General features: G+C 67.2%; 18 protein-coding genes. 3 read left to right on the top strand and 15 right to left on the bottom strand.

What is annotated here, in order from left to right; translation table 11 throughout:
* Positions 1–108: 108 nt before the first annotated feature.
* A complete protein-coding gene (locus AC3ITW_RS05925; RefSeq protein WP_012510444.1) occupies positions 109–711 on the top strand; it encodes a DUF937 domain-containing protein in 603 nt (200 codons plus the stop codon).
* Positions 712–783: 72 nt separating this feature from the next.
* On the opposite strand, the gene AC3ITW_RS05920 is transcribed toward AC3ITW_RS05925, so the two are convergent.
* The 3 genes from AC3ITW_RS05920 to AC3ITW_RS05910 all read right to left on the bottom strand — a co-directional run bounded on the left by AC3ITW_RS05920 (position 784) and on the right by AC3ITW_RS05910 (position 2,741).
* A complete protein-coding gene (locus AC3ITW_RS05920; protein ID WP_489390146.1) occupies positions 784–1,971 on the bottom strand; it encodes a glycoside hydrolase family 5 protein in 1,188 nt (395 codons plus the stop codon).
* Between the two features lie 113 nt (positions 1,972–2,084).
* Positions 2,085–2,492: an RNA-binding S4 domain-containing protein gene (locus tag AC3ITW_RS05915; protein WP_489390145.1), complete on the bottom strand. Its 408-nt coding sequence runs from the start codon at positions 2,490–2,492 to the stop codon at positions 2,085–2,087.
* A gap of 9 nt (positions 2,493–2,501) precedes the next feature.
* The gene (locus AC3ITW_RS05910; protein WP_012510442.1) at positions 2,502–2,741 is read right to left on the bottom strand and encodes a hypothetical protein; all 240 of its coding nucleotides are present in this window, start codon (positions 2,739–2,741) and stop codon (positions 2,502–2,504) included.
* A 62-nt stretch (positions 2,742–2,803) separates the two neighbouring features.
* On the opposite strand from AC3ITW_RS05910, the gene AC3ITW_RS05905 reads away from it, so the two are divergent.
* Positions 2,804–4,264: an MATE family efflux transporter gene (locus tag AC3ITW_RS05905; RefSeq protein WP_032969269.1), complete on the top strand. Its 1,461-nt coding sequence runs from the start codon at positions 2,804–2,806 to the stop codon at positions 4,262–4,264.
* Positions 4,265–4,423: 159 nt separating this feature from the next.
* Here AC3ITW_RS05905 and AC3ITW_RS05900 read toward each other — a convergent pair whose 3' ends face one another.
* The 10 genes from AC3ITW_RS05900 to ffh all read right to left on the bottom strand — a co-directional run bounded on the left by AC3ITW_RS05900 (position 4,424) and on the right by ffh (position 11,441).
* A complete protein-coding gene (locus tag AC3ITW_RS05900) occupies positions 4,424–4,831 on the bottom strand; it encodes a DUF1801 domain-containing protein (RefSeq protein ID WP_004149096.1) in 408 nt (135 codons plus the stop codon).
* Between the two features lie 38 nt (positions 4,832–4,869).
* Positions 4,870–5,304 (bottom strand): DUF1801 domain-containing protein, encoded by a 435-nt coding sequence (locus AC3ITW_RS05895; protein WP_180889287.1) that lies wholly within the window; start codon positions 5,302–5,304, stop codon positions 4,870–4,872.
* Positions 5,305–5,383: 79 nt separating this feature from the next.
* A complete protein-coding gene (locus AC3ITW_RS05890; RefSeq protein ID WP_100434243.1) occupies positions 5,384–5,764 on the bottom strand; it encodes a DUF6404 family protein in 381 nt (126 codons plus the stop codon).
* 82 nt (positions 5,765–5,846) lie between these two features.
* Entirely contained in the window at positions 5,847–6,248 is a 402-nt protein-coding gene (gene rplS / locus AC3ITW_RS05885; protein WP_004149090.1) for a 50S ribosomal protein L19, read from the bottom strand.
* Positions 6,249–6,402: 154 nt separating this feature from the next.
* Positions 6,403–7,161 (bottom strand): tRNA (guanosine(37)-N1)-methyltransferase TrmD, encoded by a 759-nt coding sequence (gene trmD, locus AC3ITW_RS05880; RefSeq protein ID WP_100434242.1) that lies wholly within the window; start codon positions 7,159–7,161, stop codon positions 6,403–6,405.
* Between the two features lie 8 nt (positions 7,162–7,169).
* Positions 7,170–7,682: a ribosome maturation factor RimM gene (rimM, locus tag AC3ITW_RS05875; protein WP_004149035.1), complete on the bottom strand. Its 513-nt coding sequence runs from the start codon at positions 7,680–7,682 to the stop codon at positions 7,170–7,172.
* A 44-nt stretch (positions 7,683–7,726) separates the two neighbouring features.
* Positions 7,727–7,987: a 30S ribosomal protein S16 gene (gene rpsP / locus AC3ITW_RS05870; protein WP_012510436.1), complete on the bottom strand. Its 261-nt coding sequence runs from the start codon at positions 7,985–7,987 to the stop codon at positions 7,727–7,729.
* A 100-nt stretch (positions 7,988–8,087) separates the two neighbouring features.
* Positions 8,088–8,900 (bottom strand): aminotransferase class IV family protein, encoded by an 813-nt coding sequence (locus AC3ITW_RS05865; RefSeq protein WP_489390144.1) that lies wholly within the window; start codon positions 8,898–8,900, stop codon positions 8,088–8,090.
* The gene (locus AC3ITW_RS05860) at positions 8,897–9,973 is read right to left on the bottom strand and encodes an NAD(P)H-dependent flavin oxidoreductase (protein ID WP_100467990.1); all 1,077 of its coding nucleotides are present in this window, start codon (positions 9,971–9,973) and stop codon (positions 8,897–8,899) included. Before AC3ITW_RS05860 ends, AC3ITW_RS05865 begins: the two co-directional genes overlap by 4 nt.
* A gap of 91 nt (positions 9,974–10,064) precedes the next feature.
* Positions 10,065–11,441, bottom strand: a complete 1,377-nt coding sequence (gene ffh / locus AC3ITW_RS05855) for a signal recognition particle protein (protein WP_004149025.1) — start codon at positions 11,439–11,441, stop codon at positions 10,065–10,067.
* Between the two features lie 122 nt (positions 11,442–11,563).
* Between ffh and AC3ITW_RS05850 the strand changes: the two genes are divergently transcribed.
* The gene (locus AC3ITW_RS05850) at positions 11,564–12,358 is read left to right on the top strand and encodes a cytochrome C assembly family protein (RefSeq protein WP_032127560.1); all 795 of its coding nucleotides are present in this window, start codon (positions 11,564–11,566) and stop codon (positions 12,356–12,358) included.
* A gap of 102 nt (positions 12,359–12,460) precedes the next feature.
* On the opposite strand, the gene AC3ITW_RS05845 is transcribed toward AC3ITW_RS05850, so the two are convergent.
* Both AC3ITW_RS05845 and AC3ITW_RS05840 read right to left on the bottom strand, forming a co-directional pair.
* Complete coding sequence (locus AC3ITW_RS05845) at positions 12,461–12,925, bottom strand: YqhG/Tai3 family protein (protein WP_489390143.1); 465 nt, start codon at positions 12,923–12,925, stop codon at positions 12,461–12,463.
* Positions 12,926–13,028: 103 nt separating this feature from the next.
* A complete protein-coding gene (locus tag AC3ITW_RS05840) occupies positions 13,029–15,335 on the bottom strand; it encodes a hypothetical protein (RefSeq protein WP_448122713.1) in 2,307 nt (768 codons plus the stop codon).
* Positions 15,336–15,352 lie beyond the last annotated feature (17 nt).

Here is a 15,352-nt window from a genome sequence, read left to right as displayed (position 1 = left end):
TCGCCCTCCCCCGTGAACGGCACGCCGCCTCCCCGTGAGGCGGCGTCGCCGTTTTAACGGTCCGCGTCGTACCTTCTGCACGCCCAACCCCAATCGAGGATTCCCCAGATGAGCCTGACCGACGAACTTCTGACCAAGTTGCAGGGCGCCCCGCTGCAACAGGTGTCGCAGCAGCTTGGCATCAGCGATACCCAGGCTTCCGGCGCGATCAGTGCCGCGCTGCCGGTGCTGATGGGCGCGCTGGGCAACAACGCCTCGCAGCCACAGGGCGCACAGGCGCTGCTCGGCGCATTGCAGAACAACCACAGCGGCCTGGACCTGGGCAGCGTGCTCGGTTCGGTGCTGGGCGGTGGCGGCGGTGGCGCTGCCAGCGATGGCGCCGGCATCCTCGGCCACATCTTCGGCGGCAGCCAGCAGAAGGTGGAAACCGGCCTGGCCCAGGCCACCCAGCTCGACAGTGGCCGCACCAGCCAGTTGCTGCAGATCCTCGCGCCGATCGTGATGGCCTTCCTGGCACAGCGCCTCGGTGGCGGCCAGGCCGATGCCGGCTCGCTCAGCCAGGCCCTCGGCCAGGAAAAGCAGCAGGTACAGCAGCAGGGTGGCCTGGCCGGCGGCCTGCTCGGCAGCCTGCTGGACCAGGACGGTGATGGTCAGCTGGGCGTGGGCGATCTGCTCAAGCTGGGCGGCAATCTGCTCGGCGGCAAGCGCTGAGGGAAAGCCTGGCCGGACATGGGCCGGCGCTACCGGCATCTCCATGGGTAGCGCCGGGCCATGCCCGGCGGCTCACCGGTTGCCCGCCTTCAAACGCTGCAGGATCGGCGCGAACAAGGGCGCCTGCATCGAGCGCGGCGGCTCGACATGGGCGCCCTTTTCCTGCGCCTGCCAGTACGACCACGGCAGCGGCTTGTCGCCCAGTTCGTAGTCCATGCCGTCCCAGCCATCCTCGCGGAAGGCGTAGAAGGCCCAGTGCACCTTGTCCTGCTCCAGCACCTGCAGCACATCCTGCAGGTAGCGGCCGCAGTCCGGCCACCGCCGCATGCAGCCGAATTCGGCCACCACCATGCGGTTGGCACCGACGCCATGCGAGGCGGCCCACGTCATCGGCTGCTGCAGGTAACGGCGTACACGCGCCGCATCCCAACGCTCGCTGCCTGTACCGAACGGCACCTGCGCCGGATAGCGCCAGGGTTTGGCACGCGTCTGGTTCGGCGCACTGGTTGCCGCGTACGGCTCGTACATGTGCACGCTGTACAGCAGCTTCGAATCCGCCAACGGTGCCGGCCAGTAGTTGAAACCGTCGGCGGCGGCATACCAGCCCGCATCCAGCATCAGCGGCATCGCAGTGTCGACCTCGCGGATGCGGGCGATCAGCTCCGAGTAGAAGCGGCGCAGATCGCGTGGGCCGTCCTGCACACCGGCATACCACTGCTGCATCTCCTCGGTGGACGCATGCTCGGCCAGGCCTGCACCGTACTCGGGCACCGGCTCATTGATGAGGTTGTAGGCGGCCAAGGCAGGATGACCCTTCAGCGCCGTGGCCAGGTCAAGCCAGAAGCGACGGGCCGGCACATGGTTGTCGAAGGACTGCCACAGGCGCTGGTCGACTACATCGCCGTTGTGCTGCTTCCAGCGCAGCAACGGCAGCGACAGCGGCGTCAGCACCACTTTCAGCCCGGCCGCATCGGCGTCATCCAGCACCCGCCGCAGCGTGGCCAGGTCGGCCGGAACCAGTCCGCGATAGTCATCGGCGTTGCCGATCAGGAAGTCACGACCGCCCTGCCCCTTCCACTTGTCCGGCACCAGCCGCACCCAGGTCGCACCCGTCGCACGCAGCGCCTCGAAATATTTCCGGTCCGGAGGCGACATGTTCATGCTGTTGCCACCGCGTTGCGGAACGTCCCAGAAGGTGATGTCGGCAGCGTGCAGTGGCGCAGCAGCAAGCAGGGACAGGCATAACAGCAGACGACGCATGGGCAGGCCTCCGATAGGTGAAAAACCAGCCTGCCCAGCGCAATCCGAACGCACCGTGACCGGCGCTTTGTTTCGCACCGCGACAGGAACAATCCGTTGGAATCAGGATTTCGCTAGAACGCGTCGATGTCACCCAAGGCCCGGATCAAACGCCGCGCGCGCTTGTCCGGCTTGTGTTCCGGCGGCTGGAAACCATCGCGTGCCGCAATGCGCAGTGCACGCTGTTCGGCACGGCGCGCCTTCGAAGCCTCGCTCTCGGCATACAGCTGCTGTGCCATTGGCGCCGGCCCGCGCTGGTCGCTCAGGCCCAGCACCTGGATCTCGAAATGCTCCTCGCCGCGGTCGACCTGCAGCTGCTCACCCACGCGCACCGCGCGCGAGGACTTCGGGCGCTGCCCGGCCACGCTGACCTTGCCGGTCTCGATGGCCTGCTTGGCCAGGCTGCGGGTCTTGAAGAAACGGGCCGCCCACAACCAGATGTCCAGGCGGACACTGGGCGACAACGGGGAAAGCTCAGGCATCGGTAGGGACTACTCCGGTGGCTTGTTCAGAGGACGCGGATGGTCGGGGTCGGTGCGGCAGCCGCTGCCCCCGATCAACGTGGGTACACCAGCGGACAGGTCTTGGCGCTGACTGCCGACCAGGCACTCGGGTCGGTCGGTCGGCCGCACCTGGGTATCGCCCAGCCGGTCACCTGTCGAACATGCGGCCAGTACAACGCCGATCAAGGCCAGCGCCATGCTCCGCTTCACCCGCAGTCGTTGATGCATTGCCACATCCCGCAAACCGGCTTGGTGCTAGTGTGCGCCTCCCGGGATTCGATCACCACTCCATGGCCAAAGCGCCGCTTGACCTGACCTCCGGCCCGATCGGCCGCAATCTCCTGCTGTTCTCCCTGCCGATCCTGGCCGGCAACATCGCGCAGTCGCTGAACGGTTCGGTGAATGCGGTCTGGGTGGGGCGCTTCCTCGGCGAGGCGGCACTGACCGCCACCGCGAACGCCAACAACATCATGTTCTTCCTGATCGGCTCGGTATTCGGCTTCGGCATGGCCTCGACCATCCTGATCGGCCAGGCCATCGGCGCGCGCGACATCGCGCAGGCGCGGCGCGTGGTCGGCACCAGCGCCACCTTCTTCATCGGCCTGTCGGTGATCATCGCCATCGCCGGCTGGTTCATGGCGCATCCACTGCTGGCAGCAATGGGCACGCCGGCCGCCTCGCTGCCGCTGGCCGAGGCCTACCTGCAGATCATCTTCCTGGCGATGCCGACGCTGTACGCGTTCGCCTTCCTCACCGCTGCGCTGCGCGGTGCCGGTGATTCACGCACGCCGTTCCGTTTCCTGATGGTGTCGGTGGCGCTGGACATCGTGCTGAACCCGGTGCTGATCTTCGGCATGGGGCCTTTCCCTGCGCTGGGCATCGCCGGCTCGGCCTGGGCCACGCTGGTCGCGCAGACGCTGTCGCTGGCCGGCCTGCTGCTGTACATGCGGCACAAGCGCCACACCCTGTGGCTGGGCCGCGCCGACATGCGCCTGCTCAAGCTCGACCTGACCATTCTCAAGGCGCTGGTGATCAAGGGCGTGCCGATGGGCCTGCAGATGGTGCTGATCTCGCTGTCGGTGATCCTGCTGATGACCATGGTCAACCAGTACGGCACCGACACCGGCGCCGGTTACGGCGCCGCGCTGCAATTGTGGAACTACCTGCAGATGCCGGCAATGGCGATCGGTGCGGCGTGCTCGACGATGGCCGCGCAGAACGTCGGCGCGCAGCGGTGGGACCGCGTGCGCGGCACCGCGCGGCAGGGCGTGCTGTTCAACTTCCTGCTGACCGGCGCACTGATCCTGCCGCTGGTGCTGTTCGATCGGCAACTGCTGGCGCTGTTCCTGCCGCCGGCCAGCGAGGCGCTGGACATCGCCCGCCACCTCAACCATGTGGTGATCGGTTCGTTCCTGTTCTTCGGCGTCAGCTTCGTGATCTCCGGCGTGGTGCGCTCCACCGGCGCGGTGATTCCGCCGCTGCTGATCCTGGCCGGTTCGCTGTGGGGCGTGCGCGTACCGTTCGCCGAGCTGCTGCAGCCGTACTGGGGTGCCGATGCGATCTGGTGGAGCTTCCCGGTCAGCTCGCTGGTGTCGATGCTGCTGTCGCTGGCGTATTACCGCTGGGGTGGCTGGCGCAAGGCCACGATGATCGGCAAGCCGTCGCATGCCGAAGAACTGGCCACGCCGTCGGAGATTCCGGCCTGCCCACCCTCACCGGTGGCCGACCCGGATGCCGCGCCGCTGCGGTAGTGCCGGCCGCTGGCCGGCAACCTCATGGATCGTTCAATGCACGGTAGTGCCGGCCGCTGGCCGGCAGCTTCATGCCTCTCCGGACGCATCGCGCAACAGCCGGCCAGCGGCCGGCTCTACCATTTCTTCTTTCGTGCAACAGCCGGCCAGCGGCCGGCTCTACCGCTTCTTTTTCGCAGCGTTGAACTTAGCCGCTTCGCGCAACAGCGCCTTCAATGCCGCGGCATCGGGCATCGCACCTTCATGGATGTCGATCGCACGTCGCGTGTTGCCGTCCAGGCTGGCATTGAACAGGCCTTTCGGGTCGGCCAGCGCCGCACCATGGGCGAAGGTCAGCTTCACCGCCTGCTTGTAGGTTTCGCCAGTGCACAGGATGCCGTTGTGCTCCCACACCGGCGTACCGCGCCACTTCCAGGTTTCCTGCACGTCGGGCAGCGCTTCATGGATCAACGCGCGTACGCGCGCCAGCGTTTCACCACGCCAGTCGCCCAGCTCGGCGATGCGTGCATCGATCAGTTCAGCTGCTGGGGTTCCGGCATCGGCAGGGTTCGGCGCGTGCGTGGCCATCAGCGGTTCTCGTCGGCAAGTAGATCGGAACGGTGGGCTTACATGCGCTCGCCGGGCAATGCCGCGGCTTGGCGCACCCAGTCAAGGAACCGGGCTTCATCCAGCACGCCGTCCTGTGCAATGTGCAGGTAGCGCGTGTCTGCGCTCCTGGACGGCTCGGGTGGTATCGGCTTCAGTGCGGCGCCCCGGAAAAATGCCACCTTGATGTAGCGGGTGAAGCAATGGAAGCTGAGGAACCAGCCCTCGCCCTTGGCAACCGCATACATCGGCGAATTCCACTTCACCGCCTTGTGCACGCCGGGCACGGCCTGCTCGATCAGCGCATCCAACCGCGCGCCGAGCGGTTGTTTCCAGTCCGGCATCGCCGCGATATAGGCCTGCACCGTGGCATCGCCCTCGCCCTTGGCGATCTGCGGGTTACCACCGGACAGCAGCCTGGGCGCGGCGGAGGGTGCGGTTCGCTTGGCAGGCATCGCACGGCACGTCCATCAGGATGAAGCGGCAGCCTAGCGCGACGGGTGCCTGTCGGTCACGGCGCGGTGCGCCATCGGCTCAGTCCGCCTGACGGGCCAGGAACTGCCGCCAGTCCGGTAGCTTGCGGTGACGTCGCAGCGAGCGCATCAGGGCCGCCATCACGACACCGAACAGGGCACCGGCCAACAGCCCGGCCAACAGCAGCAGCACCAGCGGACGCTCGCTGCCCTGCCACAACATCAGCCACATCAGTCCGGTCCAGAACAGCCCGAACAGCAGGCCCTGCACCAGCGCGTTGGTGGCGAAGCCGGCCAGGATCGGCGGCGGCAGTGCGATGCCCATGCGCCACAACAACCGGTGCAGCAACGGTGCCGACTGCACGCGCGCCAGCCCCTTGCCGTCGAGGAAGCGCAACGCCGACTGGATCACGGCGGGATAGCGTGGGTTGATCTCGTTCATCGCCTGATCGTGGCCGATGCGATGCCGAAAACGCAAACGGCCACCCGAAGGTGGCCGTCGCGGCAACAACCGAAGTTGTTTATCAGGCCTTTTCGGCCAGACGGGCAGCCTTGGCGGCAGCAGCGGCAGCCAGGTCTTCCTTGATGCGGGCAGCCTTGCCTTCCAGGCCACGCAGGTAGTACAGCTTGCCGGCGCGGACCTTACCACGACGCTTCACTTCGACCGAGTCGATGATGGCGCTGTGGGTCTGGAAGACGCGCTCGACGCCGTAGCCGTGCGAGATCTTGCGGACGGTGAACGAGGAGTTCAGGCCGCCGTTCTTGGTCGCGATCACAACGCCTTCATAGGCCTGCACGCGCTCGCGGGCACCTTCCTTCACCTTCACGTTGACGACAACGGTGTCGCCCTGGCTGAACTTCGGCAGTTCGCGGGTGATCTGGGCGGATTCGAATTCCGCGACGATGGACTTGTTCAGCTTGCTCATGGGTTACACCGATTCTTGTTCGGGTGGGCGTGTCGTTTCGACAACGTAGGCTGATGCAGTCACTGGACTGTGCTGCACGTTTGTTGTGGGTACTGCGCGCGCCGGCCGAAGCTGGCGGTAATTGGACATGATAGCCGAAAAAGCCAGCCCTGCGCTAGGGGCTGGCCTTCTGTTTCCGGGCCTGGCGGGCCTGGTCGAGCAGTTTTCGGTCGGGCTTGCCCAGTGCCTGTTCATCCAGCAGGTCCGGGCGCCGCTGCGCGGTCCGGACCAGCGACTGCTGGCGGCGCCAGGCGGCGATGGCCGCATGGTTGCCCGAGCGCAGCACCTCCGGCACGTCACCCAGCGGATGCTGGGCCGGTTGGCTGTAATGCGGGCAGTCGAGCAGGCCGAGGTCACCTTCGAAGCTGTCCTGGGCGGCCGATTCAGCATCGTTCAGGGCACCGTCCTGCAGACGGGCCACGGCGTCGATGATCACCGCCGCGCCCAGCTCGCCGCCGGACAGCACGTAATCGCCAAGGGAAATCTCCTCGTCGACATTGGCTTCCAGGAAGCGCTCGTCGATGCCCTCGTAGCGGCCGCAGAGCAGGACCATGCGCGGCAGCGCCGCCAGTTCCCGCACTTTGGCCTGGGTCAACGGCGTACCCTGCGGGCTGAGATAGATCACCCGCGCCGGGGTCGGATCAGCATCGCGGATCGCCTGCAGGCACGCCTGCAGCGGCTCGATCAGCATCACCATGCCCGGGCCACCGCCGAACGGACGGTCGTCCACCCGGCGGTAGTTGCCTTCAGCGTAATCACGGGGGTTCCAGCCGTGCAGGCTGAACAGGCCCTTCTCCTGCGCACGCCCGACCACGCCCAGTCCGGCGGACTGGGCGAGGAACTCGGGGAACAGGGTGATGACGTCGAAACGCATGCTCACACTCAGAACTCGGGGTCCCAGTCGACCACGACCAGGTTGGCCTCGAAGTCGACCGACTTGACGAACTCCGGCAACACGAACGGAATCATCCGCTCACGATCGCCGCGCACGACCACCACATCGTTGGCGCCGGTGCTGAACAGGTGCGAGACCTGGCCCAGGGCAACGCCCTCGGTGGTCTTCACATCCAGGCCTTCAAGGTCGACCCAGTAATACTCGTCGGCATTCGGCGGTGGCAGTGCACTGCGGGCCACGTAGACCTCGGTGCCATGCATCGCCTCGACCGTATCGCGATCTTCGATGCCCGGAAAACGGGCCACCAGATGCTTGCCGCTGTCGCGGCCACGGGCGCCTTCAAGCGTGGATTCCTGCCCGTTGGGACTGCGCAGGATCCACGGCTGGTAACGGAAAATAGCGGAACGCGGCTCGGTCCAGGACTCGAGCTTTATTTCGCCGCGCACACCAAAAGCGCCGACAATCCTGCCCAGCAGGATGCGGCGCTCGTTATCTTTCATCTGCGTTCAACCAGACGGGCCGCGCCAGGCGCGGCCCTTCGGGATCAGGCCGCAGCGGCCTGGGACTTGGTCGCTTCCTTGATCAGGTTGCGGACCTTTTCAGTCGGCTGGGCGCCGTTCTTGACCCAATGGTCAACACGGGCCAGATCCAGCTCGATGCGCTTCTCGCCACCCTGTGCAACCGGGTTGTAGAAGCCGACGCGCTCGATGTTGCGGCCATCACGGGCGCTGCGAACGTCGGTCACGATGATGTGGTAGAACGGACGCTTCTTGGCGCCGCCGCGGGTCAGTCGAATCTTGACCATGGTCTTTTTTCCTATTGCCCAGTCGCCAGGATGGCGCGGTAAGCCGGCGATTATAGCGGCAGTGTCGGCCGGAGCCAACCCCAGGGTTGGCCAACCGGGGTCAGATCCCTTTTTCAGGGCAAGAGGGATCTGACCCCAATCCCCGCCAGGGCACCGCCGCCAGCACCGCCCTGCCCTGTTCCGCCAGCGCCTGCGAACCCGGCAGGGCATGCCCGTCGATGGCGTCCAGCGCCCACAGGCCGCTGGCGTTGCAGGCAAAGGCCGCCTTCACCCCCCCCAGTTCAGCCAGTGCCAGCGGTCGCGTGACCTGCGGGCCTGGCCAGTGCTGCCTCAGCAAGGCCTCGGCGGTACCACGCAGCGCCGGCGCCTGCGGCCAGACCAGTCGTTCACCGTCGTGCACGGCCAGGTTCCAGGTGCTGCCTTCACTCACTGCGCCATCGGCGGTCACGAACAGCACATCGTCGAAGCCGTCAGCCATCGCCGCGCGGCGCTCGGCGAACAGGCCGAAGGTGCCCACATGCTTGATCTGCGGCAGTTCGCGCTGCCAGGTCACGCTGCGCACACGCTTGGGTACGGCCAGCGCCACCGGCGAGGACACCGCCACCAGTACGTCCACCGGTACCACCGCCAGCGGATTGCGGAAATCGAAATGGCGCGAGTACACGGTCACCCGCAGCGAGACATCAGCCAGCCCGGCCAGCTGCAGGGCCTGCGCCATCCAGCCCTGCACCTGCTCCGTATCCAGCTCGCTGCCGAACAGTTGACGCGTTGCGTGCGACAGCCGCGCCAGATGCAGGTCCGGTCCCTGCACCGCCCCTCCCCGCACCTGCAGCGAGGTGAAGTGGCCGTAGTTGACCAGCGCCGGCAGCAGATCCTCAACCTGTGCTGGCCGGCCGTTGCAGGTCACCGTCATTTCAGCAATGCCTGCGCCTGGCTCCACATGTCGTGCAGCACATCGGCGGCCGGTCGTGCCGGCGCCATCCATGCCGATTGCCCGGCCCAGGCCTGCATTGCGGCCAACCGGTTTTCCTGCGCTGCCTGCTTGCGCATCGGTGCGGTCAGGCCGCGCTGCACTGGGTACGGGCGCGGCGCCGGCGCACCTTCGGCGGCTGCGGCGCGTACATAGGGCGTGGCAAGGCCGCGACCCAGGCGGCCACTGAAAGCACGGGTCGGCCAGGTGTCTTCCGGTTCGCTGGCCGCCAGTCCATCGGCCCACGCAGAGGCGATCGCCGCTTCGGGCGTGCGCAGGAATGCAGTGCCGATCTGCACCGCGCTGGCGCCCAGCGTGAGCGCAGCGGCAATGCCACGACCATCGGCGATGCCACCGGCGGCGATCACTGGAATCTGCAGGTGGTCGGCCAGGCGCGGCAGCAGCGCGAACAGGCCCACCAGCTGGCGCTCGGCCAGGCTGGGGTCGAACGCACCGCGATGGCCACCGGCTTCGGCGCCCTGTGCCACCACCGCGTCGGCACCGGCATCCTGCGCCGCGCGCGCTTCGGCCAGCGTGGTCGCGCAGGCGATCCAAGCGATGCCGGCGTCCTTCAACTGCTGCACGTGGCGCGGCGACAGCACGCCCATGATGGTCGAGGCCACGGCCGGGCGCGCGGCCAGCAAGGCAGCAAACTGTTCGTCGAAATCAGCCGGGGTAGCATCGGCGGCACTGGCAGGCACGTCCGGCCCCCATTGGGCGAGGAAGGCGCGGCTGGTGGCTTCGGCGGTGACATCGCGAACGGGCGCCGGATCCGGCAGCCACAGGTTCACCTGCGCCGGGCCGGTAGAGGCAGCGCGGAAGTCATCCATCCAGCGGCCGATATCGGCGGCCGGCGACAGCACCGCACCCATCGCGCCCATGCTGCCGGCGTTGGCCAGCGCGGCCGACAGCGGCACCGGGCAGGCACCGGCCATCGGTGCCAGCAGGATCGGAAGCTGCAATGAAAAACGCCGACAGAAAGTGTCGGCGCGTTCAAGAATCGGCGATGCGTTCACGCGACATACCTGTTGGAGAAGTCGCCGCCCAGCATACGCCAGTCATTGTGACCGGGGCCGGATCGCGATGCGCGCCGACCCCGTCGCTGCATCAACGGAACGGCATGCCGCGGCCGCCCATGGCACCCATCATGCCCTTCATGCTGCGCATCATGCCCTTCATGCCACCGCCGGCCATCTTGCTCATCATCTTTTCCATCTGCATGTACTGCTTCATGAGCTTGTTGACGTCGGCCGGGGTCACGCCGGAACCCTTGGCGATGCGCGCGCGGCGCGAGCCATTGAGCAGGTTCGGGTTGCGCCGCTCCTTCTTGGTCATCGAGCTGATGATGGCGATCATGCGCGGCACTTCCTTGCCCTGGCTGACCTGCTGCTTCAGGTGGTCGGGGATGTTGCCCAGGCCCGGCAGCTTGTCCATCAGGCCGCCGATGCCGCCCATGTTCTGCATCTGCTCAAGCTGGTCACGCATATCGTTCAGGTCGAACTTCTTGCCTTTGGCGACCTTCTCGGCCAGCTTGGCGGCCTTGTCCTTGTCGACCTGCTGCTCGACCTGCTCGACCAGCGACAACACGTCGCCCATGTCGAGGATGCGGCTGGCGATGCGGTCCGGATGGAACACGTCCAGGCCTTCCGGCTTTTCGCTGACACCGACGAACTTGATCGGCTTGCCGGTGATGTAGCGCACGCTCAGCGCGGCACCGCCACGCGCGTCACCGTCGGTCTTGGTCAGCACCACACCGGTCAGCGGCAGCGCATCGCCGAAGGCCTTGGCGGTGTTGGCCGCGTCCTGACCGGTCATGGCATCGACCACGAACAGCGTTTCGGCCGGGTTGACCGCCGCGTGCAGGGCCTTGATCTCGGCCATCATCGCTTCGTCGATGGCCAGGCGGCCGGCGGTATCGACCAGCAGCACGTCGACGAACGACTTGCGCGCATCGTCGATGGCGGCGCGGACGATGGCTTCCGGTTTCTGGTCGGCGCTGGACGGGAAGAACAGCACGCCGACCTGCTCGGCCAGGGTCTTCAGCTGTTCGATCGCGGCCGGACGGTAGACGTCGGCCGAGACCACCATCACCTTCTTCTTGCGCTTTTCCTTCAGGTGCTTGGCCAGCTTGCCCACGGTAGTGGTCTTGCCGGCGCCCTGCAGGCCCGCCATCAGGATGATGGCCGGAGCGGGCACATTGAGGTTCAGGTCGCTGGCTTCGGCGCCCATCACCGCGGTCAGCTCGTCGCGCACGACCTTGATCAGGGCCTGGCCCGGGGTCAGCGACTTCAGCACTTCCTGGCCGACCGCGCGCACCTTGATGCGCTCGATCAGGGCCTGCACCACCGGCAGCGCAACGTCGGCTTCGAGCAGCGCGATGCGGACCTCGCGGGTCGCCTCGCGGATGTTCTCCTCGGTCAGGCGGCCGCGGCCACGCAGGCGCTCGATGGTGCCGGAAAGGCGCTGGGTCAGGGACTCGAACATGCGGCGCAACCTGTCTGAAAGCGGGGGACAATAAGGCAGACAGTATAACGGGTCAGCTCCCCTCCCCGGACTGCGACCACGGGGCCGTCGCCAGCATCACGGGGGTATGCGAAACTGCAACGATGTTAATCGTTCTCATCGCCGCCCTGCTCTACCTGGCCGCCAGCGCCCTGCTGGTGCGTGCGCTTGGCCGCGATGAAAGCACCGGCTCCCCCGCCTGGCTGTGGCCCGCCCTGCCGGCGATGCTGCTGCACGGCGGCTACCACGTGATGGTGGCCATGCGCACCAACGGCGGGCCGGACATGCACTTCTTCGCCGCACTGTCGCTGGTCGGCCTGGGCATGGCCTGGCTGACCTCGCTGGTCGGCGCGCGCGGGCGCATGTCGGCACTGGGCGTGGTGGTGTTCCCGCTGGCCGCGGTACTGCTGCTGGCTTACCACGGCTACGGCCACGAACCGAGCAAGGTGCTGGGCTGGCGCCTGGCCAGCCACGCCTGGCTGGCGCTGCTGGCCTACGCCACGCTGAGCATCGCCGCGCTGCTGGCGATCATGCTGTGGCTGCAGGAACGTGCACTGCGACGCCGCGAGTTCCGGCCGTGGCTGCGGGCGCTGCCGCCGCTGGCCGATCTGGAATCGCTGCTGTTCCGGGTGATCACCGTCGGCTTCGCGCTGCTGACCTTGACCCTGGTCACCGGCGTGCTGTTCGTCGACGACCTGCTGGCGCAGAAGCTGGTGCACAAGACCGTGCTGAGCGTGCTGTCGTGGATCGTATTCGGTGTGCTGCTGATCGGCCGCCGACGTTACGGCTGGCGCGGCATGAAAGCGGTGCACTGGACGCTGGCGGCGATGCTGTTGCTGTTGCTGGCGTTCTTCGGCAGCCAGTTCGTGATCGAACTGGTGTTCGGGCATTCGCGATAAAGGCGTGCCGACCAACGGTCGGCACCCACCCCGGTAGTGCCGGCCGCTGGCCGGCAATCGCACATGGAGTAGCTCCACGCCATGCGTGGATGCCGTAGACGGTCAAGGCACCGGCTGGGCCAGGATCTTCCGTACCGAACGACCGCTGTTGGTGAGGATGTCGTCCACCTGCCAGCAGCCCTGGCCTTCGCGCACCATCGGCAGGCGGGTCAGGTAGGCCGTATTCCATACCGAATAGCGCATTTCAACCTGGCCCGTAGTGGCCGAGATCTTTTTCCAGCTGTATCGCACCGGGCTGTCGACGTCACCATCCTGGGCGTCCAGCCACGGATCGGAATCGATGGTGCAGATGCCTTCCTCACGCGTCTGGCAGGCGCGCTCGCCACGCAGGGCCTTGACGAAGGCCGGGCTGACCAGCGCCGGCGGCGGTTCCAGCAGATCGCCATTGCCGGTGGTTGCCTCGTAGAAGGCACGGGCCACAGCGGTGGGCTCCTGGCAGGCCGGTGTGGCTTGCACGGCGGGCGCCAGCAGCAGCCCGGCGATCATGAACATCCCTGTCTTTCGCATGTATTCCATTCCTTGCATGGGGGGACGCCGGGCATGGCCCGGCGCTACCGGAATCGGGTGGGTAGCGCCGGGCCATGCCCGGCGAGCGCGCAGCGCGGTGAGCTTACAACCCGTAACGCTCGATCACGTCCAGATGTGGCTGGCGATCCTGGTCGCAGGCTTCGGCCAACCGCAGCCAGCAATGCGGATGCGGCCACGTCGCGGTTTCCTGCTGCAGGAAGCGGTGCAGCGCCAGCGGTGCATGGTCCTGCGGCTGGGCGACGGTGAACAGCAGGCCCGGCAGCGTGCCCTCCTCCTCGTCCGGATCGGTCACGGTGTAGTCCGGGCGGCTGTGCGACCACACCTGCCAGCCCTGCGCCTCGGCCGCTGCGACAAATGCATTCCACGCGTCTTCGCCCGGGTGCGCACCGTCGATCAGCCAGCTGCGGGCGAAGCCGCCACGCTCCAGGACATGCACCTGCGCATAGGTCGGGATGAAATGCTCGCGCGCCTCCTCCTCCTCCGGCGCCGGGTGCACCAGCGCAGCATCGAACACCACCCAGTCGCCCACCTGCTGCGCACGGTTGGCCGGTGCGTTCTCGACGATACGTGCGGTGACCGGGCCACTGCGGCGCGCGTAGTACTCCATCGGCTCGCCGTTCTCTTCGCTGCGGATGATCACCCAGCCCCACGGCTCCTCGACCACGCCGTCCTGGCTGGACAGCTCCATGCCGATCGCCGCCGCCGAGCGACGCACCGCGTCCCAGTCACGTGCCGCGCTGGCTGCACTCATGTGGTCCCAGTGCGCGGCGCTCGGCTCTTCCAGCAGCTCCACCAGCTGCGCATAGCAGCCCTGCGCCTCGCTGAAACGGCCGGTTTCCATGTACATGCGTGCCAGCGTGCCGCGTGCGCCATGCGAGCCCGGCGAGGCCGCCAGCAGCGCCTGCGCGGCCTGCTCCAGCGCCGGCCAGTCCGACACGCGGCGGGCGCGCTGCACCTCGCACCAGTGCGCAAACACCGGCACGCTGCCGCGATAGGCATCAGCCAGCTGGCGCAGGCCTTCGTCGTCGCCGTGCTCGGTCAGCCAGCGCATCAGCGTGTAGGCGGCCGGGCCATCATCCTGCGTGTGTGCGCGCACGAAGCGCCACAGCAATGCGCGCGCTTCCGTCTGCGCCCCGCAGGCGCTCAAGGCGGAGGCAGCCATCTCGGCCAGCGCCTCGTCATCGGGTAGCTGCTCGTGCGCCTGCAGCAACCACTGCGCCTCACGCTCGGGATCGCGCGACTGGTTCTGTTCCCCCTGCTCGTGCAGCCAGGCCAGCAGTTCGCTGGCCGGCACCGGCAGCGGCGCCACATCCGGCAATGCATCGATGCGTGCCGCCAGGCCGGCCACCAGCGCTGCCGCACCACGGTCCTGGCGCAGCTGCGCCAGATGAGTGCGGGCCAATTCCAGCTGGCGCTGCGCAACCCAGCGCGCGCCACGCTGCAGGGCCAGCTCCAGGCTCAGCGCGGCCACCTCGATCAGCAGCCGATGCGAACCGACGCGGGCGAAGTGTTCGATGATGGTGTTGAAGCGCGTGCCCAGGTCCCAGGTATTGCGCGCCGGATCACGCTGGCACAGCGCTGCGGCGGTGTTCGCCCACAGTCGCCAGTAGGTAGGCGTCAGTTCGCTCCACGGCACCAGCTGCTGCAGCGCCTCTTCGTCGCGGCCCAACTGGGCCAGCGCCCATGCCTTGGACAGGCGGCGCGGCACCGTGCAGTTGGCCGGCTCGTACTCGCCGGACGCCGCCACTTCGGCCTCGCGCTTTTCGATCAGCGCCAGCGCTTCCTCAGCGCGGCCCATGCCCAGCAGGATCTTGATCTGCATCTCCGGGAAGCTGTCGAACACTTCCTTGCCGCAGGCCTCGATCGCGTCGGACTGCACCTGCAGGTAATCCAGTGCATCCTGGCCGCGGCCATCATCAAGCAGTGCATCGGCCTTCTCGCAGCTCAGGCACTGGAAGCAGGCCCAGCTCGGGTCGATGCGGCCCAGTGTTTCATCGCACACCTCGATACGCTCGGGCACCCAACCGGGCCCATCGATGTTGCCGTAGCAGGCGGCAAGATCCTGGGTCACGCAGATCGACTGCGGGCACTCCAGGGTGTCCTCGCGATGCGCACGCTCGAACAACGCCACGGCTTCGCCCAGCGCGCTCTCGCCTTCGACGCGGTTGCCGACGCGGTTGCGTAGCGCCCAGTGGCCGACGTAAACGTCGACCCACGGGTTGTCCAGCGCCTTGCCCAGCGCACGCGCTTCCGGCAGCAGTGCGTCGACGCGGTCGACCTGCAGTTCGCTGACCTCGTCGGCGAGACGGTTCAGCAGGTGCGCGTTCTGCGCCTGGCCGGCCTGGCGCAGGTCACCCTGCAGTTTTTCGACCCAGTTCCAGATGTCCATGGGGTAAATGCTCCTGT

It is taken from the genome of Stenotrophomonas sp. KH_052 (assembly GCF_057838755.1).
This window is presented reverse-complemented; position numbering and strand designations above follow the sequence as displayed.